The following is a 25748-nucleotide window of genomic DNA, read 5'->3' as shown; positions in this document are numbered from 1 at the left end:
GTTAGCCAAGTGGGGCTTGGACTTGTTGTAGTGTTTGGCTGAGATTCAAAAAACGCGCTTGGCCTTGAGGCTGCTGGCAGTAGTGGCGTTTCAAATAAAATAGTGGTGAGTGAATAGAGTCTAGGCAGATATGACGAAAGGCGAAACTGCGCTCAGGAGACTCAATCGCTTCAATCAAATGGAAGAAAACTTGGCGTAGGTACAGCTCGCACAACAAGATGTTTTCTTGGGCGGCGTGTTTTTCATAGTAAGCGGAAAGCGTTAGTGCGCACTCGATGTAATCTCGAATCACATACGGCTCATGGCCTTGCACTTGTTCTAATGAAGCAAAGCGATCTTGTGCTTTGTAAAACCTCGAGTAGAGGCCCTGCTGTTCTTTCATCATCATTTGCATCTCTTTATTGGATGTTAATGATAATTATTATCAAATGAGATTTTAAAAACAACCCTTTGTTTGTCTTTTTATAAAATGAAAGGGGAAAAGAAAAAGCCGATACATAACGTATCGGCTTTCTGAGATTCAGTACCTAATCCCTACAATGTAAGTACTGATTCATTTTTCTAAACATCTCTGCTTAGTAGTCGTGCTTAGTGGTCGTGAGCTTCACCAGCACCTTTCGGGTAACGGATGTTCTCAACCATATCTTGTACATCTTGTGGTACTTCAGCTGTTACTTTGTTTACAGCAATCGATACTACGAAGTTTAGACACATACCTAGCGTACCGATGCCTTCTGGGCTGATACCAAACCACCAGTTTTCAGGTGTGCTTGCTGCTGGGTTAATGAACTTGAAGTAGATGATGTAGCTTGCTGTGAAGGCAATACCTGACAACATACCTGCAATTGCGCCTTCCTTGTTCATCTTCTTGTAGAAGATACCTAGGATAATCGCCGGGAAGAAGGATGCTGCGGCTAAGCCGAAGGCAAACGCTACTACCTGTGCTACGAAGCCTGGTGGGTTAATACCCAAGTAACCTGCACCGACAATCGCGATCATGGCTGCCAAACGAGCGGCTAACAGCTCCTGCTTGTCAGTCATGTTTGGTCTGAAGCCTTTCTTCAACAAGTCATGTGAAATCGACGTCGAGATTACCAATAGTAGACCTGCGGCAGTTGATAGTGCGGCTGCTAGGCCACCTGCTGCTAGTAGTGCTACAACCCAGTTTGGCAGTTTCGCTAGCTCTGGAGAAGCCAGTACGATGATGTCACGGTTAATCTTCATCTCGTTGCGCTCATCGCCCGAGTAGAACATTTTGCCATCGCCGTTCTTATCTTCCCAACCTACTAGGCCAGTGCTTTCCCAGTTTTTATACCAGCTTGGTGCGTCTGCTGCTGCGACACCTTGCATGTCAGGGCCGTTGATTGTTTCGATCATGTTTACACGAGCGAATGCTGCAACGCCTGGTGCTGTTGTGTATAGCAATGAGATGAACAGTAGAGCCCAACCCGCTGAGATACGAGCATCACGTACTTTTGGTACAGTGAAGAAACGAATGATTACGTGTGGAAGACCTGCAGTACCTACCATTAGAGCCGCACAGATGAAGAATACATCTACCATGCTCTTGTTACCTTCGGTATAGGCGGTAAATCCGAGTTCTTCGGTGAGTCCATCCAGTTTATCAAGTAAGTAAACATCCGTACCTGATAGCGTAGAGCCCATACCAACTTGTGGAAGTGGGTTACCTGTCATCATGATTGATGTAAAGATTGCTGGAACAAGGAAGGCGAAAATGAGGACACAGAATTGAGCTACCTGCGTATAAGTGATGCCTTTCATGCCACCAAGTACTGCGTAGAAGAACACAATACCCATGCCGATGATGATACCTAGGTTAATGTCGACTTCTAGGAAACGAGAGAATACAACGCCTACACCACGCATCTGACCTGCAACGTACGTGAATGATACGAAGATTGCACAGAATACCGCTACCATACGTGCTGTTTTCGAGTAGTAACGCTCACCGATGAAATCAGGAACCGTAAACTGACCGAACTTACGTAGGTAAGGTGCTAAACATAGCGCAAGTAGTACGTAACCACCTGTCCAACCCATTAGGTAAACCGCACCGTCGTAACCAACGAATGAGATGATACCTGCCATTGAGATGAATGATGCTGCCGACATCCAGTCAGCGGCAGTCGCCATGCCGTTTGCTACTGGGTGTACACCACCGCCAGCAACGTAGAACTCACTGGTAGACCCTGCACGAGCCCAGATTGCGATGCCGATATATACCGCGAAAGTAATACCGACGAGAATAAACGTCCAAGTTTGAATATCCATGTTCTAGCCTCTAGTCTTCCTGTACGTTGTATTTTTTGTCGAGCGCATTCATGCGAACAACGTAAATAAATATCAGCGCCACGAAGGTGTATATCGAACCTTGCTGAGCGAACCAAAATCCTAGCTTGAACCCGCCAAACTGAACGGTATTGAGGGCATCCACAAATAAGATGCCAGCGCCGTAAGACACTGCAAACCAGACCGCGAGCAGTGTTCCCATAATTCCCAAGTTTTCCTTCCAGTAGGCTTGAGCATGTTCCGTAGATTCGAACGCCATTGCCTTCTCCTTTATTCCGTTTTCGTAGAAACCGTTTTTGTAAAATAGCGTGTTAACGTAATGTTACGATTTAGAATGTAGCAAGGATGAGTCAAGGGATCTGTGCAACTTTAGTCGGGATAGTATTGGCGCTAATGTACTGAAATATGGGAGTTGGAAGACAGAACCATAGAAAAGTGTGATGTTACAAGGTTGTTAAATTAGCCAAAGGTCTAACAAAAGTGGATGAATTAGAGTGCGAGTCATAAAATTTAACAACTAAATGACTGAGAAACGGTATTTAGTCCTGCGTATGACACGAAGGGAAACATAAGTTTGTTATAGTAACTAAAGCACTTTCATCGACCGTGCCATGCTTAGCGGCAGAAGATCAACATGCTTATATCTTGAGTTTTATTCTTTGGGGGAACGAATTGGACGCAATAACTATCAACCACTTATTTTTAACTGGTGCGGTGCTCATCGCCATCAGTGTGCTTTTCTCACAAGTGTCCTCACGATTGGGCGTTCCGATTCTTTTGATCTTTTTATTCGTTGGTATGTTGGCGGGTGAAGATGGTCCGGGTGGTATTAATTTTGATGATTACTCACTGACTTATTTGGTGAGTAACCTCGCACTTGCCGTGATCTTGCTTGATGGCGGTATGCGAACCAAGGTTGCGAGCTTTAAGGTCGCGTTTTGGCCATCACTCTCATTGGCGACAATAGGCGTGGCCTGTACCGCAACCCTAACCGGTTTAATGGCCGCGTGGCTGTTTGACCTGTCACTGATGCAAGGTATTTTGGTCGGCGCAATTGTCGGTTCAACCGATGCGGCAGCAGTATTCTCTTTGTTGAAAGGACAGAGTCTCAACGAACGTGTTGGCTCAACCCTAGAGATCGAATCGGGTACCAACGACCCAATGGCGGTCTTCCTGACAGTGACCTTAATTGCGCTACTTGGCACCCCAGATGCTGAGATGGGAATGAACTTCCTACTGAAAAGCTTCGCGATGCAGTTTGGTGTTGGCACGCTTATCGGGCTTGGTGGTGGTTGGGTTCTATGGAGTCTAATTAACCGAGTACAGCTGGCTGATGGCCTGTACTCGATTCTGGTGCTCAGTGGCGGTGTGGCTCTGTTTGCCTTCTCTAACATGCTTGGCGGCAGTGGCATCCTATCGATTTACCTAGTGGGCTTGTTCATTGGTAATCGTCCGACGCGCTCTCGACACTCGATTCTTAATGTCCTTGATGGCATGACGTGGCTAAGCCAAATCGTGATGTTCTTGGTGTTGGGTCTATTGGTGACGCCATCGACATTGATGGACATTGCTCTTCCAGCATTAGCACTGGCTTTCGGTATGATTCTGTTTGCTCGTCCACTGTCTGTTTGGTTGGGCTTGCTGCCGTTCAGAAGCTTTACCACCAAAGAGCGTTGGTTTGTTTCTTGGGTTGGTTTACGTGGTGCAGTGCCGATCATTCTGGCTGTGTTCCCAATGATGGCTGGTCTGCCTAATGCTCAGCTTTACTTCAACATCGCGTTCTTCGTGGTTATGGTGTCGCTGATTGTTCAAGGCGGCAGCTTGATGAAAGTCGCGAGATTAGCTCAAGTGACGCTACCTCCAACGCCGACACCGATTTCTCGTACAGGCATTGAAATCTACCCTGCTAGTGAGTGGGAGATGTTTGTCTACAAGCTGAAAGAGGAGAAGTGGTGTGTGGGCGAACCACTGAAACGCTTGTCTATGCCGGAAGGAACGCGAATTACTGCACTGTTTAGAAAGGATGCCTTGCTTCACCCATCGGGCAGTACCGTGCTAGAGGCGAACGATATTCTCTGTGTGCTTGGCCAAGATAAAGACCTAGATAGCCTAAGTGAGCTTTTCAGTGAGGCACCTTTAGCTGAAGACGCAGCTCGATTCTTTGGTGATTTCTTCCTTGAGGTTGGGCTATCGATTGCCGCGGTGAGTGACTGCTATGGCATTGAGCTTGGCTCGGAAGAAGAGCGCGACATGACGCTAAAACAGTTGGCTGAACGCGAGCTTGGCGCGCACCCTGTATTGGGCGATAGCTTCGAGTGGCATGACATCAATTGGGTAGTCGCAGAAATAGATGATCATAAAGTCGTCAAGCTGGGTTTATGTTTGCCTAAGACGACTTTAGAAGAGGATATAAGCGAAGCCTAGTTATGAACTTCTTGTAGCAAGATAACTGCTTGAGTTCGGTTTTTCACATCCAGTTTGCGGAAGATGGCTGTCATATGTGCCTTGATGGTCGCTTCCGAAACATTCAACTCATAGGCGATTTGCTTGTTCAGCAGGCCGTCAGAAAGCATCCCTAATACCTTGTATTGCTGAGGCGTCAGTGTGGAAATCTTTTCCGCAAGGTCGCTACAGGCTGCATTGTTGGTAATGAGCCCTTCTGGGAAGAACGGGTCGCCATTCAGCACTTGATTCAGTGCACTCACCAATTCACGCATATCACTCGACTTAGGGATGAAGCCAAACGCACCGTGGCTCTTCACTTGAGTCACTACGCTGGCATCTTCACTGGCAGAAATCACCACAATCGGCAGATCTGGGTATTCCGCACGAAGTTGAATGAGACCAGACATGCCATTAGCTCCCGGCATTTTCAGGTCGAGCAGCAGCAGGTCGGGTTCATCTTCTTTTTTAAGCAGAGTCAGTAAGGCGTCGAGAGAATCAGCCTCAAGCAGGTTCGCACCGCTGATCGCCATATGAACTGACTGAAACAGGGCGTTGCGGAAGAGAGGGTGGTCATCAGCAATGATGATGGTATAGGTCGAGTCCATGACGTTCATACTTTTAACAATTTAGTTAATATTTATTATCATCCTGATTGAGTATGTGGACAATATCTATGCATTAAAAGTCTGAACCATATCGACTTTTATCCCTGTTCTTGGAAAGCGTTTCCTATAATCACAAAAAAGCCGCACTACCATCTCGTTATGAGGAGCAGTGCGGCTTTCGTTAGAGCTTATATTTAGACGAATGTCGTCGTTATAGCTGGTGGTCTTGCATGTGTTTTAAGAATACATCGGCAGGCATAAAACCAGTGACACGAGCATTTGGAACATGGTTACCCTCGCCATCCCAGAACTCAATCGTTGGCAAGCCAAGTACCTGTAATTGTTTAAGCAGTTCAATGTCTTGAGGCATGTTTCTTGTTACGTCAGCCTGCAGTAGTACGAAGTCAGAAAGCTTGTTCTCAACATCAGCTTGATGAAAGGTGTACTTCTCAAACTCTTTACACGCCACACACCAATCGGCGTAGAAATCGAGCATCACAGGTTTACCCAGTTTCTTCGCTTCGATGAGTTGAATCTCTAGCTCTTCAACGGTATTGATGCGTGCAAATTGGATGTGCTGCTGTTCTACGGTTACGCTCTTCTCCGCAAACCAATAGTTCAACGCAGGCTGTGCAGAAGCGAATAAGCCAAGCATTGCGATGATGCCCACTGCGCTCTGTTTCCAACCGCCGAATGGCAGCGCATTCTTGCTGTGGTACAGCCAACCGAAGGCGATGAAGCCAAGGCCAGACCAAAGCACGGTTGCCCATAGTTCAGGGATAATACGCTCTAGCAGGAAGATTGGCGCTGCCAGCAAGATAAAGCCGAATACGATTTTTACCTTGTCCATCCAGCTGCCTGCTTTCGGCAGTAGCTTATTACCAAACACGGCAACCAAAATCAGTGGGATACCCATACCCATCGCCAATGCGTACAGAGCAATTGCGCCGGTAAACAGGTCACCACTTTGAGCGACATACAGCAGCGCACCGGATAGTGGGGCTGTAGTACAAGGCGAACACACCAAGCCAGAGATAGCACCCATCGCGAACACGCCCAAGGTATTGCCACCTTGCTGCTTGTTACTTTGGTTGTTGAGCCACGTTTGGATGCTGCTCGGCAGTTGCAGGTTATAAACGCCAAACATCGACATAGCTAACGCCACGAACAGAACGCTCAATGCAATCAATACGTAAGGATGTTGCATCGCCGCTTGGAACTGCATACCCGCAGAGGCAACCACTAAACCTAATAGGGTGTAGGTTAGCGCCATACCTTGCACGTAGATGAACGACAACATCAGCGCACGACCTTGGCTGAGCTTGCCGCCGCCTAATACGATACCCGTTAGAATTGGGTACATAGGCAGAACACAAGGTGTAAAGGCTAAGCCAACACCAAGTGCTAAGAATAATAATGGCGTCCACCAACTATCACCGAGCTTATCGGCTAGGCTCGCTTCTTTTGAAACGGGTGCAGTTGATTGTGGAGTGGTGCTAGTTGCAACGTCTGCTTTTGGAGAAGCTTGCTGTGTTGAAACATCGGCCTCACTGTTTACAGCCGATGACTCTGGCGACACGGCATTGGCTTGAGAGTCGCTCGAACCTGAACCTGTAAATGGCTCAATGTCGATGATTCGAGTCTCTGGTGGATAGCAGAAGCCCGCATCCGCACAGCCTTGATATTTAACGATCAGCTGTGAACCATCTTGGTAACTCTGTAGCGGAACTTGCACGAATAATGGCTGGGTATAAATGCTCACCTCACCAAAGAATTCATCTTGGTGTGGCTTACCATCTTCTAATTCAACATTGCCGAGCGCGAGATTTTGCCCAGTGAAAGAGAGGCTATGTTGGTAGAGGTAGTAGCCTTCTTTTACTTGCCAGTCGAGAAGCACCTTGCCGTCTTGCTGGTAGTAATTGAAAGGGAAAGCTTGGTCTACAGGGACAAAACCGTTGTTATTGCCTCCGAAGCTTGGCTCGGCGTTGTCATTTCCAAAAAGCGCCCACGCAGGCTGGGTGAATAGGGAAATACAAACAAAAAGTAATGTGGCAAGTCGTCGCATACTATTTAGTCATCAAAATGGAGTTGAAGGTATCTTAACTCAATCAGACCGTAATAGTTTGTGATTAGTTTCATCGACCAGCAAATATCCGCTAGGGCGGGTGAGCCACTTTCGTAGGCAGTCGAGAGAGAGTTAGTAGCGCAACTGCAGTGAACAGCCCTTGCCAATAAGACATTTAGGCAACGCCCAAGCGTGCTTTGACCACTTGCTCGCAAGCATCAATGTTGGTTGTGTCTTTCGGGATAATTAACACGGTGTCGTTTCCGCCAACGGTGCCGATAATCTCAGTATGTGGGTCGATATCTACTAATCTTGCAACTAACTGTGCACAACCAGGGTGGGTTTTTACTATCACCATCGCTTGGTTATGAGTGATTAATTCAATTTGCGATGAGATGGATGCATCGACACGAACTGGTGCGCTTTCAACGGTGATGCAGTACACCTTTTTGCCACAGGCGTTCTGGATTTTTACTACGCCAAGCTGCGACAAAATGCGAGATACGGTTGACTGGCTAATGCCGGTATAACCTATCTCGACCAGTTTCTCGCGCAGTTGATTTTGGGTCGAGAAGCTTTGTTGTTGTAGTAAGCGTTTGCACGCCGCAGTCAGTGTTTTATCTTCAGCTGAATACAAGCAACCGTGCTCAGTGATTTCGTTCATGAACAACTCCTTAAGGTCAACGTGTGGATATCGCTTGTCCATAGCGCCGAACGCACTCCCAAAGCCGTAGAGTACGATTATTAATAGGGCTTACCGATGAATCCCGAAGTAAAGAAGGGAGGGTATGCGAGATGTATGATCATCTATGCATTGAGTCTACCACTAAAGGATAGTTATCTTTTTGAAGGCGATCACCAAATAATATTCTGGTTTATTGCTTTTATTTTGGGGTTTTATTCTTTGGTTAATGGATATTTATTCCGGAGTGGGAATAAATATCCATGTTATCTAGGTGGTTTTTGTTGCGAAGGTAATACCGCTAAGGGTTAGCGAATCTCATTCATGATCTCGCGAGAGAATACTTTTTCACAATAGTGACATTTTAGCTGCACTTTTTCTTGTTTTAGCTGCACTTTAAAGTGACTTTCGACAGGTTCACCGTGTGAAATACAGTTGCTATTTGGGCAAGAGAACACACTGTGGATTTGCTCTGGCAGCACAAGGGTTAGCTTGTTAACCACTTTATACTCTTCAATCTGATTGACCGTTGCCTGCGGAGCATAAAGAGCCAATTGGTTGGCTTGTTCCTTGGTCAGGAAGATGTTCTCAATCTTGATTAGGTCTTTATGGCCAAGTGCCGATGATGGCAGGTTTAAACCCATAGTGATGCGTTGTTCTGTCTTGTGTAGCTTAAACAGTTTAAGGATTTTGATACCAAGGTGAGCAGGGATGTGGTCAATCACGCTGCCGTTACGGATCGCTTCTACTTGTAGCTGAGTTTGTTTAACCATGACTGTTTCTCCTGCTTATAAAGTGTCGTTAAGAACTAGGGCCAATAGGGCTTCGCGAGCATATACACCGTTTTCAGCTTGTTCGAAGTAGTAAGCGTGTGGCGTTTTATCGACGTCGGTGGTGATTTCGTCGACGCGTGGCAGCGGGTGCAGTACCTTCATGTTTTGACGAGCGTCTTTCAATGTATCGGCGGTTAGGATGTAAGCCGATTTCATGTGTGCGTATTCCGACGCATCAAAGCGCTCTTTCTGTACGCGAGTCATGTACAAAACATCCAATTCCGGCACGACTTCTTCAATGCTGCTGTGAGTGCTGTATTGGATACCCATCTCTTCTAATTCTTCACAGATGTAATCTGGCATCTCTAATACTTCTGGCGCGATAAAGAAGAAACGCACGTTATTGAATTTCGATAGTGCTTGCGTCAGTGAATGGACAGTGCGGCCATATTTTAGGTCGCCGACGAACGCCACATTGAGGTTATCAAGCGTGCCCTGAGTTTCGTAAATCGAGAACAGATCCAGTAAGGTTTGCGTTGGATGTTGGTTGGCACCATCGCCGCCATTTACCACCGGAACCCCATTCGAAAATTCAGAGGCCAAACGTGCTGCCCCTTCTTGTGGGTGACGCATGACAAAAGCATCGACGTAAGATGAAATAACCTGCACTGAATCTGCAAGCGTTTCGCCTTTCTTCGCCAGTGAGGTGTTACCGCCATTATCAAAGCCGATGACCGTGCCACCAAGGCGCTGAACTGCGGTTTCAAATGAAAGGCGAGTTCGAGTTGAAGGCTCAAAGAAGCAGCTCGCAACGACTTTATTTTTCAGCAACTCTGGGTTTGGCTCAGCCTTGAGTCTTGCTGCTGTGTCGACGATAAGCTCCAGTTCATTACGAGTGAGCTCAGGTATGGAGATGATGTGCTTGTTAAATAACGAATGCGCCATAACGGGTCTTCCTTCTATGCATACAGTCAAATTGCGGACAAAAAAAAGCCCCCTAAAAATAGGAGGCTTCGAAACGATCAATAGAGCAAAATAAAAATGACACCACCGCCACTCTTTGGCGTGTAGTTTGACAATCATGTGCGACAGAATTGCAGTTCATTTTTTGCTCTCTTAAGACAAATTGCGGAGGATTATACTCAGATAAAAACGCCATGCAATACTTTCTGTAAAGTATTCATTTAATGGATTTTTATGCGAAATGGCCTCTACATTTTGCTTTGATTTAAGCCCTTGTTGAAACAGAAAATCTCAGGTTTTTTGGGGCGATAATACCTTCAAGCTCATGAAAAAAAATGCGGGCTTTATCCAAGGGCTAAATCCCAAGTACGCCACCCGCATTTCCCTGTCATTGCACTTAACTTGTCCATGTCTTGCGAACAAGTGAGTGCTTAACTTCTTAGTTGCTTCGATTCTTAGCTGTTTAGCTGTTTAGCTGTTTAGCTGTTTAGCTGTTTAGCTGTTTAGCTGTTTAGCTGTTTGGGCAATTAACTGCCTAGTGTTGCAACCATTACTGCTTTGATGGTGTGCATGCGGTTTTCAGCTTCATCGAACACGATAGAGTATTCAGACTCAACCACTTCATCTGTTACTTCAACGCCGTCTTTTAGTTGTGGGTATTCAGCAGCAAGCTGTTTGCCAACAGTAGTGTCTTCACCGTGGAAAGCCGGTAGGCAGTGCATGAATTTCACATGTGGGTTACCCGTTGCTTTCAGCATTTCCATGTTCACTTGGTAAGGCATCATTAGGTTGATACGCTCAGCCCATGCTTCTTTCGCTTCGCCCATCGATACCCAAACATCGGTGTACAGGAAGTCACAACCTTGCACGCCTTCTTGAACATCTTCAGTCAGTGTGATTTTGCCGCCTGTGTGTTCTGCGATTTCACGACACTGAGCCAATAGTTCTTCTTGTGGCCAGAACTGTTTTGGAGCAACAAGGCGAATGTCCATACCCATTTTCGCTGCGCCAACCATCAGAGAGTTACCCATGTTGTTGCGAGCATCACCTAGGTAAGCAAAGCTGATTTCATGCAGCTGCTTGCCACGACCGTATTCGGTCATGGTTAGGAAGTCTGCCAAGATTTGAGTTGGGTGGAATTCGTCAGTCAGACCATTCCATACTGGCACGCCAGCGTATGCGCCTAGCTCTTCAACGATCTCTTGACCGAAGCCGCGGTATTCGATGCCATCGTACATACGACCAAGAACGCGAGCCGTATCTTTCATTGATTCTTTGTGGCCAATTTGAGAGCCAGATGGGCCTAAGTAAGAGACGCGAGCACCTTGGTCGAATGCTGCGACTTCGAATGCACAACGAGTACGAGTCGAAGTTTTCTCAAAGATAAGCGCAATGTTTTTGCCAGTCAGTTTTGGCTGTTCGTAACCGTTGTACTTCGCTTTTTTAAGCTCCATAGAAAGATCTAACAAGTGTTGAATTTCGCGTGGAGTGAAATCTAGTAGTTTTAGGAAGTTACGATTGCGTAGGTTAAAAGCCATGATGTATTCCTTTTTAGATTTAGGCGCTTCCTTGTTACAGGGAAAGAAAATCCAAGAAAGCGCGATTCAATATTTAGTTAAATTTGTTCGGTTCTGCTTGTTACGTTTAATTCTGTGTTTACAAGGTTATAGAGGCTCGTTAGTCCGTTAACCTTTAGTGATATTGGTACCCGCTTGGCCTTGCAGGATTTGCAAGCCATCTTCGAGTGCACCGATACCCACAACCTTGCCGCCTTGCTCAATGAATTCGCACGATGCTTCGATTTTTGGCCCCATTGAGCCGGCATCGAATTCAAACATCGCTAATTCACTTGGCGTGGTACTGCGTAATGCGTGTTGAGTCGGCTTGCCCCAATCAAGGTACACAGCGTCTGCATCGGTCAGAATCAGTAGCGCATCCGCATCTAATTGTTTAGCTAGGAAAGCCGCTGACATGTCTTTGTCGATAACTGCTTCTACACCAACTAATTTGCCATTCTCTTTTTTCACTGGGATGCCACCGCCGCCAGTACAAATTACTAGGTGACCTGCATCGATAAGCTGTGTGATCGCTTCGTGCTCAACAATGCCAGTAGGGCGTGGGCTTGGTACTACGCGGCGGAAATGTTGGCCGTCAGGTTTCACGATCCAGTGGAATTTCTCTGCTAGTTCACGCGCTTCCGCCTCTTCGTAGATCGGGCCAATCGGTTTGGTTGGATCCGCAAACGCAGGATCATTTGGATCAACCGTCATTTGGGTCAACATGCACGAGATGTTGCGGTTCGGCAGGTAGTTCTTGAACTCTTGCATCAACATGTAGCCGATCATGCCTTGAGTCTCACTGCCCAACACATCCAGCGGGTATGGGTTTACTTTTTTGTATTCCAAACCTTGCAGAGCAAGCAATCCAACTTGTGGGCCATTACCGTGTACTAACACCACGTTGTACACTTTTGCGATTTCAGAGATGGTTTTCACCGCCGTTTCAATATTTCGGCGTTGAACATCGGCTTCTAACGGCTCACCACGACGAAGTAGGGCGTTACCACCGAGTGCGACAACAACAGTTTGCTTAGTCATAATTGTGTTCTCTCATTTTGGCCAAGCTGAGATGATTTTAGATTGTTCAACGTGGCCGTTTCGTCATAGTGATTAGATACCATCACGCTCAATTGGGCAGCTCATGCAGCGTGCGCCACCGCGACCGCGGCCAAGTTCATCACCTGGAATCGGAAGAACTGTGATGCCCGCTTTGTCGTATTTTTCGTTGGTGTAGGTGTTGCCTTCGTAGCCAATCACGACACCAGGTTTAACGGTTAGAACGTTGTTTGCATCGTTCCACTGTTCACGTTCTGCATGGAAGTTGTCACCACCTGTTGTGATGAGGTTTAGCTTGTCTACGCCCAGTGCTTTTTCGATAGCGGTTACGAAGTAGCCCTCTTCTTTCACTTTCACTGCGCCAGACTCATCGCCAGTTAGGTTCCAACACTGAACGTCTTTACTCACCACTTCAGGGTAAACAGAGAAGGTATCTTCGTTCATGTGCGTCATAACGGTGTCTAAGTGCATGCAAGAGCGGTGTTTTGGTAGCTGCATTGCAATAACTTGTTTCGCTTGACCGTGTTTGAATAGGCTCGATGCTAAGTGCTCAACACCTTGTGCTGTTGTACGCTCAGACATACCGATAAGCACCGTGCCGCGACCGATAACAAGAACGTCACCACCCTCAATGGTTGAGTTGTCATAACTGATGCTCTCTTCATCGCCAAAGTATTTAATGAAGTCTTGGCCTGCGAATGTTGGGTGCCAGCGGTAAATAGCGCGAACGTGGTTGGTTTCACGTTGACGAGCCGGTTTCGCCATTGGGTTGATAGATACACCACCGTATACCCAGCAAGAGGTGTCACGAGTAAATAGGTGGTTTGGTAGAGGCTCGATAATGAAGTCAGTTGGTGCGTGCATGCCCTGCATCATTGAAGATGATTTCATTGGCATTTCAGCGTAAGACAGACCACCCGTTAGGATTTTCGCTAGCTCTAGGTTTGGTAAGTCACCCAAGTAGCAGCGCACATCGTTAGCAAAGGTTTTGCCTAAGCGGTAATCAGAAACTTGATGGCTCAAAAGCCAATCTTTCGCTTCTGGTACGGCTAGCGTGTCTGCTAGTAGGTCAGTAAGAAGAAGAACCTCAACACCTTGATCACGTAGCGTTTGAGTAAATGCGTCATGCTCTTTACCTGCACGCTCAACAGCCAGTACGTCATCAAACAGCAAATCGTGACAGTTAGAGGGTGTTAAGTGAGTCAGTGCGCGTCTTGGGCGGTGAACTAGAACGCGGCGTAATTGACCTATTTCAGAACCTACATAGAACTTACTCATGATCGTCTCTCTCTTATATATTTGAATTACTTTTATCGCTAAGAGTAATTATTTATCTTCAGTTGAGAAGAATGAATTATTTATTCATATCTCTTGTCTGGAATTAATATTACGCCTGCTAGTCAGGTATTCTTAGAGATCTATCACAAATCGTTTTTTATCCCGCAGCCCTTTAAAATTAAGGGTTTTAACAAACTTTATGCACTTTTAACTATTGGCTACCCCTTCTAAATAGTTAACTCTTTGGGAACATTATGCATGCTTTTTTCACTCGTATTACTAGAATGGGAATTCTTGGGGTTTATATGCAAATTAAATTTATTGATAAGAGTGAGCTTAAGGTGGAAGTATGCAATGTTAGTATTTATATATTTAATTTTGAATGTGAAATTAATTATTCCTTAACAATTTAAATGCGAATAAAGCTATTGTGGTCACACTTTACAATCGAGTGTTTTAATCCGATTTTCTATGAAAATAGCTAATGTTTGTCCTTTCTTTATTACAGAGTAAATTACTTTAAATATAATTAACGCTAATAAGTGACTAAGTATTTCTCTAAATATAGTAGCGATGAATATTTGCTTTTTTTATTAGCCTTAGCGTCGATGTTTAAAGGTTAGTTTTGCTTTCTAGCAAGTGTTTCAGCTCGTTTACGTTTTGCTGCTTTGATAGGGCGATAGGGCGATAGGGCTTATAGGTTGATAGAGAGGCTTTAAATGATGCGTGTGCAGCTTGTGAGGGTGTTTCGATGGAAGGGGCTTGTTGGTGAACGATAGTGACAAAAAAGCCGCTAGAAAGCGGCTTTGAGTGAGAAAGTGAGGTGTGTAGGTTTTAGATAAGCGCACCAATACTCAGAACAATGATGCAGAACACCATCAAGATACCGATTAATGGCATTACCCATTTAACCCAGCGTACGTAAGGGACGCGAGCAATCGCCAAGCCACCCATTACTACTGCAGAGGTTGGTGTGATTAGGTTTACCAAGCCAGAAGCTGATTGGTAAGCGGTGATAACAAGGTCACGACCTACGCCTGCAAAGTCGGCCAATGGCGCCATGATTGGCATAGTGAGTACCGCTAAACCAGAGGTTGATGGCACCAGGAATGACAAGAGAATCTCTAAAAAGAACATCACGTTAATAAAGATAACCGAAGACAACCCGGTGACCATTTGCTCTGCAGAGAAGAGGATAGTGTCGGTGATCATACCGCGGTCCATCACCACCACAATACCACGAGCAATACCTATGATAAGTGCTACGCCCAGTAGGTCACGAGCACCATCAATGAAGCTTGATGTAAACTCTTCTTCGCTCATGCGAGACACAATACCAACGATGATGGTCGCCGCTAAGAACATTGCAGAGATCTCAGCCATCCACCACCCAGCAACGGATACACCGTAAATCATTACTGCGAATGAGCCACCAAAAATGGTCAGGATCAGTTTACGAGTTGTGGTGAATTCAAGTTTTTCACCACTTGCGTTGCCAAGGAAGTGCGCTTTGTTCTCTTCGTATTTGTCGTACACAATCGATTTGCTTGGATCGGCTTGAACCATTCTTGCGTAACGCATCACGTAAGCAACACAGATACCCCAACCAACAATCAACATACCAACACGCAGCACAATACCGTCGGTAAATGGAATACCAGAGGCGTTGGCAGCGATAACCGTTGCGAATGGGTTAATGGTTGAGCCTAGCACCCCAATACCCGCGCCGAGCAGTACCGTTGCAGCAGCTACTAGAGGGTCGAAGCGCGCTGCCATCATCACTGGTACTAGTAAGGTATAGAATGGCAGTGATTCTTCCGCCATGCCGTAGACAGTACCGCCCGCGGCAAACAGTGCCATCAGTATTGGTATCATCAACTCTTCTCGCCCTTCTAAGCGGGCGGTAACGCGTTCGATACCGGCATCAATCGCGCCAGTTTTGGTTACTAGTCCTAAGAAGCCACCAATGATTAAGATGAATAGCGAAACGTCGATTGCTGCAGCTTCATAGCTATTGTGGTCGTAGAAGCCGTCAATAGGCGCTAGCAGTACGTCAATCACGCCTTGAGGGTTACCCTCTACCGCTTGATAAGTACCCGTTACAGGTACTTCTCGGCCGAGTTCTTCATTCATTGCTCGGTCGTATTGTCCCGCAGGAACAATCCAGGTAAGCAGAGCAACGAACGCAATTAGAATAAATAGAATGGTATAAGCAGAAGGGAATTTAAAATTGGCAAAGAAGCCGCCCTTTTTTGTCTCGCTTGGTATCGTTTGAGTTGTCATGGCTATCTCCTTACATCATCTTAAATAGAAGTGATGTGAATTAGCGACTAATGATTTATAGATTGTAAATACATTGACTCTTATAAAAGTACCCAACGATAAAAGTTGCTGACTTTAAATTAAGGCTGTTTTTATATTTACCAATCCAAATGAATTTAGATTTATTTTAGCTGCGGTTATTTTATTCCTTACGTCGGTATTTAAGTTTGGTGCTGTTCACAAAAATAATCGCCAATGAATGGGCTGGAAAATGGCAAAAAAACGGCAAGGTTTTTTGGTTAGTTAGCTTGGATTAATATTCGATGTGGATTAACGAGATGTGAGGAGAGATTGATTTGATAGGTGTTGTTTCTAGTTGGTTTGAATAACCTTGGAATTTTATTCAAACTTTATTTTTGTGCGGGTTTTAAAGTTTATAATGGTTATTTGATGTGTATCAAGTATCACATTGAGTAGAAAACAAAAAAGGAAGCCGAAGCTTCCTTTTAAATGTTCAATCATCAGCGAATGTTAGATAAACAGACCGCCGAATGCGAAGCCTAGTGCTACCGCAGTACTGATTGTTACCACACCTGGAATGAAGAATGGGTGGTTGAATACGTAGTTACCGATACGCGTTGAGCCTGTGTCATCCATCTCAACCGCCGCTAGTAGCGTAGGGTAAGTTGGAAGCACGAACAGCGCACTTACCGCAGCGAAAGAAGCAACCGCTGTTAGTGGTGCTACGCCAATCGCTAGAGCTGCAGGCATAAGTGCAACCGTTGTTGCGCCTTGAGAGTAAAGCAGCATAGAAGCGAAGAACAGAACAAGCGCCAGCATCCATGGGTAGTCAGCCAGTAGAGCGCCTGCTACGTCTTTGATTTCAGCAACGTGTGCGTTTACAAACGTTGAACCTAACCAAGCCACACCAAGTACACATACACACGCCGTCATACCTGAGCGGAATGTTGGTGCTGAAGAAATCTTAGCTGCATCAATCTTAGTGAACATAACGATTGCTGCCGCTGCTGCTAGCATTACAGACATGATTGCTTCGTTACGACCTAGCGCAGGGTTTTCAATTAGGCCAACAGAGCTAGAGATAGCCGCTGCGTAACAAACCACGAAACCAATCGCTGCTAGGAAGATGTAAGTCGCTTTCTTCGCTGTAGGAAGGATCTCGCGTTTCTCTTCTGTTGCCAGTTTGATTAGACCTTTCTCTAGACGCTCTTGGTAAACAGGATCGTCTTTTAGTTCGCTACCCATGTAGTTAGCGACAACCGCGCCAACCATACAAGCGATGAAGGTGGTAGGGATACAAACCATCAGTAGCGTTAGGTAATCAACACCGAACGGTGCAAGCATTGCTGCGAAAGCCACAACCGCTGCCGAGATTGGCGAAGCCGTGATAGCGATTTGAGAGGCTACAACTGCGATAGACAGTGGACGAGAAGGACGCACACCTTGGCCTTTCGCTACTTCTGCAATAACAGGAAGTGTTGAGAATGCTGTGTGACCAGTACCCGCCATTAGTGTCATTACAAAGGTCACGATTGGCGCATAAAAGGTGATGCGTTCAGGGTGCTTACGCAAAAAGTTTTCTGCAATTTGCACCAACCAGTCCATACCGCCAGCAACCTGCATTGCAGCAATTGCGGTGATAACCGACATGATGATCAAGATTACGTCGATCGGGATGAAAGATTGGCTTGTTGGAACGCCAAGAATAAGTGAAAGGGCAATAACACCAGCACCACCGGCAAAACCGATACCGATACCGCCAATTCTGGCCCCCAAAAAGATAAAGAGCAGGACGATAAATAGTTCTACTGCAATCATAAGTAACACCTCATTTAGATTTTATTATGTGAACATTCGCCTCCGGAATGTTCACATAATAGTTCTATGGTTAGGTTCAATTAAGCAAAAGTGCAACATACAGAAATCCACAAAATAAACAGGGTTAACCGTATTGGAGCCTAAAAAAGGGCTCCCTTTGGAGCCCTTTCTCGCTAACTTTATTCGTAGCGCTTCGCTTTATACTGAGGATGCATCAAATTTTCAACAGAGAAAATGTCATCAAGTTCTTCTTCGGTCAATAAACCGCGCTCTAGAACCACATCACGCACGCTCTTACCTGTTTCTGCACAGATCTTACCAACAATGTCACCTTCGTGGTGGCCAATGTATGGGTTAAGGTAAGTAACGATACCGATAGAGTTAAATACGTGAGACTCACACACTTCTTTGTTTACAGTAATGCCGTCTACACACTTGTCGCGTAGGTTCACACAAGCGTTTGTTAGGATGTCTAGAGACTCAAACATGCTTTGTGCAATAACGGGTTCCATTACGTTCAGCTGAAGTTGACCACCTTCTGCAGCGAAAGAAACCGTGTTGTCGTTACCTAGAACTTTGAAGCAAACTTGGTTTACTACTTCAGGAACAACTGGGTTTACTTTAGCAGGCATGATTGAAGAACCAGCTTGCAGTTCAGGTAGGTTTAGCTCGTTCAAGCCAGTACGTGGACCTGAAGAAAGCAGACGCAAATCGTTACAAATTTTAGACAGCTTAACGGCTAGACGCTTAAGCGCACCGTGCGTCATTACGTATGCGCCACAGTCAGACGTTGCTTCGATTAGGTCTTCAGCAGGAACACACTCTAGGCCAGTTACTTCAGCTAGGTGTTTAACTGCAAGGCCTTGGTAACCCGGTGCTGCGTTTAGACCAGTACCGATTGCCGTTGCGCCTAGGTTAACTTCAAGCAGTAGCTTTGATGTGTATTCTAGGTTTTTGATTTCTTCGTTGATGGTTACAGCCCAAGCGTGGAACTCTTGGCCAACCGTCATTGGAACTGCATCTTGAAGTTGAGTACGACCCATCTTCAAAATTGTGTTGAATTCTTGGCTCTTAAGCTCGAATGCACCTTTTAGGTATTCAATCGCGTCGATCAGTTTTAGTACGCTGTTGTAAACAGAAATACGGAAGCCAGTTGGGTAAGCACAGTTTGTAGATTGGCTGCGGTTTACATGGTCGTTCGGGTTGATGAACTCATATTGGCCTTTTTCTTTGCCCATAAGCTCAAGTGCCACGTTCGCAACTACTTCGTTCGCGTTCATGTTTACAGAAGTACCAGCACCACCTTGGAAAACGTCTGATGGGAACTGATCCATGCACTTACCCGTGTCTAGAATTAGGTCACAAGCTTGGATGATGTATTTAGCCACTTCGCTAGGAATTACACCTAACTCTTTGTTTGCTAAAGCCGCTGCTTTCTTTGTCATCACCATACCGCGAACGAATTCAGGTACATCTGAGATCGTTACATTTGAGATGTTGAAGTTTTCAACTGCGCGTAGAGTGTGGATGCCGTAGTAAGCATCAGCCGGAACATGACGTTGACCTAAAAGATCTTCTTCGAGACGAGTAGCTTGAGGAGCATCAACTTGTGCTTCTGATAGAGTAGCCATAACAGGATCCTTAGAGAATTATTCTGATTATATAGTTAGTTATTAGCCTATTCTGTGTGCAAATACTCCGTTCGCTAGAATATTGGGCTGATAAATCCGTCCTGACTTATGTGGCACATGATACTGTACCTAGCGCATAAAAATAGTAAGTTGATCACCTTTTTCGCTTTTGTTTCGTCAATATTTTGCAAAGTTATTCTTGGTCAATAAACACGCTTATTTACAGGATAAATTTGAGATTGATAGAGCTTTCAGCGTAAACTGCAAGTAACAAAGGAGGGCGTGTGTTTCCTATCTTATTATTACTATTTATCTTCGTACCCATCATTGAGATTGGGCTATTTATTCAAGTTGGTGGCTTCTTAGGATTGTGGCCAACTATTGCGTTAGTGTTGATTACTGCATTTGTTGGTGCCTCACTGGTTCGTAGCCAAGGCATTCAGACACTGATGTCTGTACAAGGCCGTTTGCAACAAGGCGAAATGCCTGCACAGCAGATTCTTGAAGGCGTGATGCTTGCGGTTGCAGGTGTATTGCTGCTGACTCCGGGCTTTATGACGGACGCACTGGGTATGTTGGTATTGCTGCCAGCACCAAGAGCGATGATTGCTAAGAAAATGATGGAAAAAATGGTGGTTAAAAATATGTCTGGCGGTTTCCATGCTGGTGGACAAGCGGGCTTTGGTCAGGGGCCATTTGGACAAGACCCGTTTAATCGTGACCCATTTGATCAGTCAAAAGATGGCAACACCTTTGAAGGTGAGTTTGAGAAGAAAGACGACGACAACGATCGTAACCGCTTAAACTAATTCCGTCGCTTTTTGCTTTCTTTTATATAGAAAGACAAAAGAACAGAAACAGAAAAGGCTCTTACCTTTATCCTTCGCAAGAAAGAGATAACGGTAAGAGCCTTTTTTATTGCGTGTCGCCTGTTATTTACGATTGCTAGCAGCAACAGGTAACAGGCCATGTGAGCGGTTATTTACTGAGATTGGTATTATACCGCGCCCTCAAAGCCCATTTGTCGCCACGCTTCAAATGCGATGATAGCAACCGCGTTAGACAAGTTTAGGCTACGCGCGTCTGGCATCATTGGAATACGAATACGCTGCTCCATTGGCATGCTTTCAATGAACTCAGCAGGCAGGCCGCGTGTCTCTGGGCCAAACATCAACACATCACCTTGTTGGAATTTCGCATCAACGTGGTGACCTGTCGTTTTAGTGGTGCAAGCAAAGATACGGAAGTCACCTTCGCGTTCATTTTCTAGATACTCAAGGAAGGCTTCTAGGTTCTTGTGACGCTTAACACGCGCTAGGTCGTGGTAATCCAAGCCAGCACGACGAACTTTCTTCTCTTCAAAATCAAAGCCAAGCGGTTCAATCAGGTGCAGGTTTGCGCCGCAGTTAGCACATAGGCGGATGATGTTACCCGTATTGGGTGCAATTTCAGGTTCGTATAGAGCGATATCAAACATGTTGGTTCACAAGAATAATCAAAGATAGCCAGAGTATACGGTGGCAAGCTGAGTGAGTACAGTTCACCACCATTCGCTTACGCTTTATTCGCGAGTACTTGTGCGTAGTTTTCAGCAACCGCATTCCAATTCACCACATTCCACCATGCGTTGATGTAATCAGGGCGACGGTTTTGGTAGCTGATGTAGTAGGCGTGTTCCCAAACATCCAGCGCAAGAATTGGCTCACCGTTACTGGCGATGGTATCCATCCATGGGTTGTCTTGGTTTGAGGTTGAGATGATTTTCAGTTGACCTTCTTCTACCACCAACCATGCAAAGCCTGAACCGAAGGTATTGATTGCCGCTTGAGCGAATTGATCTTGGAACGTCTCGAAATCTCCGAATGTGCTCTTGATAGCATCACCAAGCTCGCCAGTCGGTTCACCACCGCCGTCTTGAGACATGCAGTTCCAATACAAGATATGGTTGTAGTAGCCGCCACCATTATTGCGAACGGCAGGGCTGTGCTGCGAGATATTAGCGAAGATCTCGGTCAGAGATTGCTGTTCTAGTTCGCTGCCAGACACCGCCGCAACAAACTTATCGTAGTAGGTTCTGTGATGCTTGCTGTAATGCACTTCCATCGTTTTCGCATCAATGTAAGGTTCTAGGGCATCGTAAGCGTAGGGTAGTTCAGGGAAAGTGTGCGACATGGTAAATCCTCCATAATTAGAGGACTTACCATAATGATAATAACAATCATTATCAACTGTGATCTTTGTAAGGGTATTACACCGGTAAGATAGGCAGGGTGATTTCGAGCTGTAATCCACCTAACTGGCTGCAGGTCGCTGTGATGGTTCCGCTGTGTTGGCGAATCGCACTCTCAGTAATGGTTAACCCAAGCCCTGTGCCACCGGTATTACGATCGCGGGCAGTAGATACGCGATAGAAAGGTCTGAAGATAGAATCTAATTCATCATCAGGCACACCATCACCGTTATCGTTCACGCAAATCGTCAGCTGATCTTGCACCACGTGGAACTGCACATCGACCTGGTCTTTGCCGTAGTAGATGGCGTTACGCGTAATATTGTCTAGCGCGCTCATCAGTAGCTTAGGGTTACCCGAAATAGAACGTTCAGGAATTTCCGAGAACGTCAGCTGTTTACCCATCTGTTCGGCTTCAAACTGTGCGTCTTTCAAGATCTCTTCCCATAGGCTCGAGATAGGCTGAACCTCACGAGTAATGTGGCTGTCGACTTGCATGCGCGATAATGTCAGTAGCTCACTGATCATCTGTTCCAAACGTTGTGCCTCGGTATCGATACGCTCAAGTTCCTGGCTGTCACCTTGCTTACGAATTGCTAGTGCATTCGCCATACGCAGACGAGTCAATGGTGAGCGTAGCTCGTGTGAAATATCAGAGAGTAAGCGTTGTTGCCCTGAGATCATTTGGTTTACCGCTTCGACCATCTGGTTAAAGCTCTCACCAGCTTGTCTGAATTCAGACGTGCCTTTTTCAAGCGTTGGATCAACCTCAAACTGACCTTTCGCTACACGTTGCGCAGCGCGCTCAAGCCTACGAGCAGGTTGGCTTAATGCCCAAGCTAACCAAAGCAATAGTGGGGTACTCGCCAACATCACGGCAAGCAATAGCTGCAGAGGTCTATCAAACAGGCGCAGTAAGAACGGCGGTGGTTGGTTCCACTTCACTCCGGCATACATCAGTAGTTCTTCGCCAGCGAGAGTAATCGGTACTGGCCCTGCAACCATGTAGTGCCCATAGAGTTTTTGCTTCGGCATCTCAGGGTTATCAATCGAGGTAACAAAGTTACGAATCGCCTTAAGCTTATAGTCCGAATGCCTTTTCGAGGTGAGAACTGCACCTTCAAGATCGGTTAAATAGATACGGGCACGAGAATCCTTGCGGCTACGTGGCGCCTCAAGTTGGAAAACAATTTTGCCGAGATTCGGTTCTCTGGCGTAGCGTTTTTCAGCGGCCTTGGCGATACGCTCTAATTTACCGAGGTGATCAGCAGGCACATCGCGTGCGACTCGCGGGTCTAAATGAGGAAGTGACAGTACCGACAAAAGCACCAGTAACATGGTGAACCAAAAGATAGCAAAGATACGTCCATATAAGCTGGTGATTTTAGGGATACGCATTAATCCTCCTCTACTAATAAGTAGCCACGACCGCGTAAGGTCTTGATACGAGATTTGCCGTCGCTGCGCTCAGGGATCTTTTTACGCAGATTGGAGATGTGCATGTCAATTGCGCGGTCAAACGCCGCAAGCCTTTTGCCCAACACATCGAGACTCAATGCTTCTTTGGTGATCACTTGCCCCGGGTTTTGGATAAGGTGGCTCAACAGAGCAAACTCAGTGGTGGTGAGGTCGATAATCTCGCCATTACAGTAAGCTTCTTGCTTACCTGGGAAGACTTCAATGTCTTGGTATTGAATCCGATCACTGGCTGCTTTAGGTGCCATGGTGGTTTGCGTTCGACGCAAGATGGCACGAATACGTGCAAGTAGCTCTCGGTCACTGAAAGGCTTAGGTAAATAATCATCTGCGCCAAGCTCTAGGCCGATCACACGATCGATCTCTTCACCTTTTGCGGTCAGCATCAGTACGGGTGTTTCCCAATTTTCTCTTAGCTTCTTGAGAGTTTCCATGCCATTCAGGCGCGGCATCATCACATCCAAAAGAATCAGGTCAATCTCATCATTGATCGCTTCGAGCCCCGCGTAGCCGTCATTGGCTTCGGAAACAGTGAAGCCCTCAAAGCTCAGAATGTCTTTAAGTAAGCTGGTTAACTCGGTGTCGTCATCAATAAGAAGAATGTTCGCCATAGGGAAGCCTTAATCATTTAGTTAGGTTAATAATACTGCTAATTATTGGTCAGCTTTCACTCTTTACGATTATTTACGCTTTCTAAACGTCACTTTACGAGGGAAAGACTAATCTATATTCAAGCGCTGAGAAACAGACGCAACACATGACTTATTATACCGAATTGAGGCAACAATTATGAAAATGACTAAGAAACTTGTACTAGCAGCTGCGGCACTTCCACTAATGTTAGGTACAGCAAGCGCGTACGCATTTGGCGGCGGCGATAAAGGCGACCACAAAGGCATGCACGGTAAATGTGGCGGCTTCGATAAGAAAGTGATGCGTCAACTAGACCTAACTGACGCACAAAAAACAGAATTGAAAGAGATGCGCGAAGCGAATCGTGCAGAGATGAAAGAAAAACACGCTGGCAATAAAGCCGATAAAATGGCGAAAATGAAAGCGCACCAAGAGAAAGTTCAAGCATTGGTACTGGCTGACAACTTCGACGAAGCAGCAGCGAACGACCTAGCAAGCGAAATGGTTGAGAAGCAAACTGAGCGTCGCGTGGCAATGCTGAAGAAGCAACACGAAATGATGAGCGTACTAACGGCTGAGCAAAAGACTCAACTGAAAGAAATCCAACAAGAGCGCATGACTAAGTGTGCTGAAAAAATGGAAAAACGCATGAACAAAGACAAGTAATTCGAGCTTAATAAAGCAGCTTTGAATGAAAGTGTTTAGAAAGAAGCGGCCGTGTGCCGCTTTTTTTGATCCCTAAAAATGAATGTCTTACACCCTAGCTGTCATATTCAATTGGTTGTTTGCAGGTTATACTTTGTGCTATCAGTCACTTTATAGCCAAGTTATGAAACAAGAATACGCACGTTTAGTTACGCTCGCTGCTTGGGCAGCCACTACCATCGCCACTATTTTATTGATAGTGAAAGTCGCAGCATGGTGGGTGACAGGTTCTGTGAGTCTGTTGGCTTCCGTGATCGATTCAATGCTGGATATCGCGGCCTCTGTCGTTAACCTCATCGTCGTTCGCTACTCTCTGCAGCCTGCCGACAAAGAACACACCTTTGGTCATGGTAAGGCCGAATCTCTTGCCGCATTAGCACAAGCGATGTTTATCTCAGGCTCGGCTTGTTTCCTCATTCTTAATGGTATTGAGCGCTTCTTCAGGCCTCATGAACTCAACTCTCCAGAGATTGGTATCTACGTCAGCTTATTCGCGATAGTCATGACCTTCGGCTTGGTTCGATTCCAAAAACACGTGGTAAAGAAAACGGGTAGCCAAGCGATTGCCGCTGATTCACTACACTATCAATCTGACCTTTATATGAATGCCGCGATCATGCTAGCCCTAGCATTGAGCTGGTTTGGCATTGGCCAAGCGGACTCTGTATTCGCGGTGGGTATCGGTATCTACATTCTTTACAGTGCTTATCAAATGGCGATGGAAGCGATTCAATCTCTGCTTGATCATAAGCTACCGGATGAAGAGCTAAAACAGATTAAAGAGGCATCGTTGAGCATCGAAGGCGTGTTGGGTGTACATCAATTACGAACGCGTCGTTCGGGGCCAATTCGCTTCATTCAATTGCACTTAGAACTTGAAGATGAGATGCCACTTATTGAAGCGCATCGCATTTCTGACGAAGTTGAGGCCAAGCTTATCTCTGTATTCCCTGATGCTGATGTATTAATTCACCAGGATCCGTATTCGGTCGTATTTGGACCAGAGAAGCAGCAAAAATTCCACTCGTGGTGATACGGGCTAAAATTGAGTGGCAAATGGTAAGTGGGCGGCTTTTGAACTAGAGTGAGTAAAAATTACTAGTTCTTTGGTGATTCAAAAACCACCTTAGTAACAATTAATGTTGATTCTGATGTGAATCAACAAAGTTATTGAGTAAAACTGTAATACTCCTACAGAAGTAGAAATGTTACATAATTTTACGCGATTTAAGTGCT

At 45.8% G+C, this 25748-nt stretch carries 22 protein-coding genes; 4 read left to right on the top strand and 18 right to left on the bottom strand.

What is annotated here, in order from left to right:
• Position 1: 1 nt before the first annotated feature.
• The 3 genes from L1D37_RS14350 to L1D37_RS14340 all read right to left on the bottom strand — a co-directional run bounded on the left by L1D37_RS14350 (position 2) and on the right by L1D37_RS14340 (position 2569).
• Complete coding sequence (locus tag L1D37_RS14350) at positions 2-388, bottom strand: hypothetical protein (protein WP_239848304.1); 387 nt, start codon at positions 386-388, stop codon at positions 2-4.
• A gap of 200 nt (positions 389-588) precedes the next feature.
• Positions 589-2292, bottom strand: a complete 1704-nt coding sequence (locus L1D37_RS14345) for a sodium:solute symporter family protein (RefSeq protein ID WP_017630894.1) — start codon at positions 2290-2292, stop codon at positions 589-591.
• A gap of 10 nt (positions 2293-2302) precedes the next feature.
• Positions 2303-2569, bottom strand: coding sequence for a DUF4212 domain-containing protein (locus L1D37_RS14340; protein WP_010435433.1), 267 nt, complete (start codon positions 2567-2569; stop codon positions 2303-2305).
• 413 nt (positions 2570-2982) lie between these two features.
• Here L1D37_RS14340 and L1D37_RS14335 point away from each other — a divergent pair, with 413 nt between their 5' ends.
• Positions 2983-4734, top strand: a complete 1752-nt coding sequence (locus tag L1D37_RS14335) for a potassium/proton antiporter (RefSeq protein WP_239848303.1) — start codon at positions 2983-2985, stop codon at positions 4732-4734.
• Here L1D37_RS14335 and L1D37_RS14330 read toward each other — a convergent pair.
• The 11 genes from L1D37_RS14330 to aspA all read right to left on the bottom strand — a co-directional run bounded on the left by L1D37_RS14330 (position 4731) and on the right by aspA (position 19468).
• A complete protein-coding gene (locus L1D37_RS14330) occupies positions 4731-5360 on the bottom strand; it encodes a response regulator transcription factor (RefSeq protein WP_019821543.1) in 630 nt (209 codons plus the stop codon). The genes L1D37_RS14335 and L1D37_RS14330 overlap by 4 nt on opposite strands.
• Positions 5361-5571: 211 nt before the next feature.
• Positions 5572-7425 carry a protein-disulfide reductase DsbD gene (locus L1D37_RS14325; RefSeq protein ID WP_239848302.1) on the bottom strand — a complete coding sequence of 618 codons (1854 nt, stop codon included), beginning with the start codon at positions 7423-7425 and terminating at the stop codon, positions 5572-5574.
• A 175-nt stretch (positions 7426-7600) separates the two neighbouring features.
• Positions 7601-8089: an arginine repressor gene (locus L1D37_RS14320; protein WP_017630898.1), complete on the bottom strand. Its 489-nt coding sequence runs from the start codon at positions 8087-8089 to the stop codon at positions 7601-7603.
• 326 nt (positions 8090-8415) lie between these two features.
• On the bottom strand, positions 8416-8880 hold the full coding sequence (gene pyrI, locus L1D37_RS14315; RefSeq protein WP_017630899.1) for an aspartate carbamoyltransferase regulatory subunit: 465 nt from the start codon (positions 8878-8880) through the stop codon (positions 8416-8418).
• A 15-nt stretch (positions 8881-8895) separates the two neighbouring features.
• Positions 8896-9825, bottom strand: coding sequence for an aspartate carbamoyltransferase (gene pyrB / locus L1D37_RS14310; RefSeq protein ID WP_017062721.1), 930 nt, complete (start codon positions 9823-9825; stop codon positions 8896-8898).
• 545 nt (positions 9826-10370) lie between these two features.
• A complete protein-coding gene (locus L1D37_RS14305) occupies positions 10371-11381 on the bottom strand; it encodes an ornithine carbamoyltransferase (protein ID WP_016793903.1) in 1011 nt (336 codons plus the stop codon).
• 147 nt (positions 11382-11528) lie between these two features.
• On the bottom strand, positions 11529-12440 hold the full coding sequence (gene arcC, locus L1D37_RS14300; RefSeq protein ID WP_016790859.1) for a carbamate kinase: 912 nt from the start codon (positions 12438-12440) through the stop codon (positions 11529-11531).
• A 72-nt stretch (positions 12441-12512) separates the two neighbouring features.
• Positions 12513-13736, bottom strand: coding sequence for an arginine deiminase (gene arcA, locus L1D37_RS14295; protein ID WP_017630901.1), 1224 nt, complete (start codon positions 13734-13736; stop codon positions 12513-12515).
• Positions 13737-14570: 834 nt separating this feature from the next.
• Positions 14571-16019: a YfcC family protein gene (locus L1D37_RS14290; RefSeq protein WP_176680552.1), complete on the bottom strand. Its 1449-nt coding sequence runs from the start codon at positions 16017-16019 to the stop codon at positions 14571-14573.
• Between the two features lie 510 nt (positions 16020-16529).
• Entirely contained in the window at positions 16530-17837 is a 1308-nt protein-coding gene (locus L1D37_RS14285) for an anaerobic C4-dicarboxylate transporter (RefSeq protein ID WP_017630904.1), read from the bottom strand.
• Between the two features lie 179 nt (positions 17838-18016).
• Entirely contained in the window at positions 18017-19468 is a 1452-nt protein-coding gene (gene aspA / locus L1D37_RS14280) for an aspartate ammonia-lyase (protein ID WP_017630905.1), read from the bottom strand.
• A gap of 284 nt (positions 19469-19752) precedes the next feature.
• On the opposite strand from aspA, the gene L1D37_RS14275 reads away from it, so the two are divergent.
• Positions 19753-20277 carry an FxsA family protein gene (locus L1D37_RS14275; protein ID WP_061033600.1) on the top strand — a complete coding sequence of 175 codons (525 nt, stop codon included), beginning with the start codon at positions 19753-19755 and terminating at the stop codon, positions 20275-20277.
• A 188-nt stretch (positions 20278-20465) separates the two neighbouring features.
• On the opposite strand, the gene trmL is transcribed toward L1D37_RS14275, so the two are convergent.
• From trmL to L1D37_RS14255, 4 genes are all read right to left on the bottom strand, one after another.
• The gene (gene trmL / locus L1D37_RS14270; RefSeq protein ID WP_009844716.1) at positions 20466-20945 is read right to left on the bottom strand and encodes a tRNA (uridine(34)/cytosine(34)/5-carboxymethylaminomethyluridine(34)-2'-O)-methyltransferase TrmL; all 480 of its coding nucleotides are present in this window, start codon (positions 20943-20945) and stop codon (positions 20466-20468) included.
• A gap of 77 nt (positions 20946-21022) precedes the next feature.
• Positions 21023-21640, bottom strand: coding sequence for a superoxide dismutase (locus L1D37_RS14265; protein WP_239848301.1), 618 nt, complete (start codon positions 21638-21640; stop codon positions 21023-21025).
• A gap of 76 nt (positions 21641-21716) precedes the next feature.
• Positions 21717-23096: an envelope stress sensor histidine kinase CpxA gene (cpxA, locus tag L1D37_RS14260; protein ID WP_239848300.1), complete on the bottom strand. Its 1380-nt coding sequence runs from the start codon at positions 23094-23096 to the stop codon at positions 21717-21719.
• Complete coding sequence (locus tag L1D37_RS14255; protein WP_239848299.1) at positions 23096-23785, bottom strand: response regulator; 690 nt, start codon at positions 23783-23785, stop codon at positions 23096-23098. The genes cpxA and L1D37_RS14255 overlap by 1 nt, the downstream gene beginning before the upstream one ends.
• A 178-nt stretch (positions 23786-23963) precedes the next feature.
• On the opposite strand from L1D37_RS14255, the gene L1D37_RS14250 reads away from it, so the two are divergent.
• Both L1D37_RS14250 and fieF read left to right on the top strand, forming a co-directional pair.
• Positions 23964-24473, top strand: a complete 510-nt coding sequence (locus tag L1D37_RS14250) for a CpxP family protein (protein WP_017630910.1) — start codon at positions 23964-23966, stop codon at positions 24471-24473.
• 163 nt (positions 24474-24636) lie between these two features.
• The gene (gene fieF, locus L1D37_RS14245; RefSeq protein WP_239848298.1) at positions 24637-25545 is read left to right on the top strand and encodes a CDF family cation-efflux transporter FieF; all 909 of its coding nucleotides are present in this window, start codon (positions 24637-24639) and stop codon (positions 25543-25545) included.
• Positions 25546-25748 lie beyond the last annotated feature (203 nt).

Source organism: Vibrio sp. Isolate33 (genome assembly GCF_022397895.1).
Classification (GTDB): Bacteria; Pseudomonadota; Gammaproteobacteria; order Enterobacterales; family Vibrionaceae; genus Vibrio; species Vibrio pomeroyi.
The sequence above is the reverse complement of the archived record's forward strand: the minus strand, read 5'-3'. Positions and strand labels throughout refer to the sequence as shown.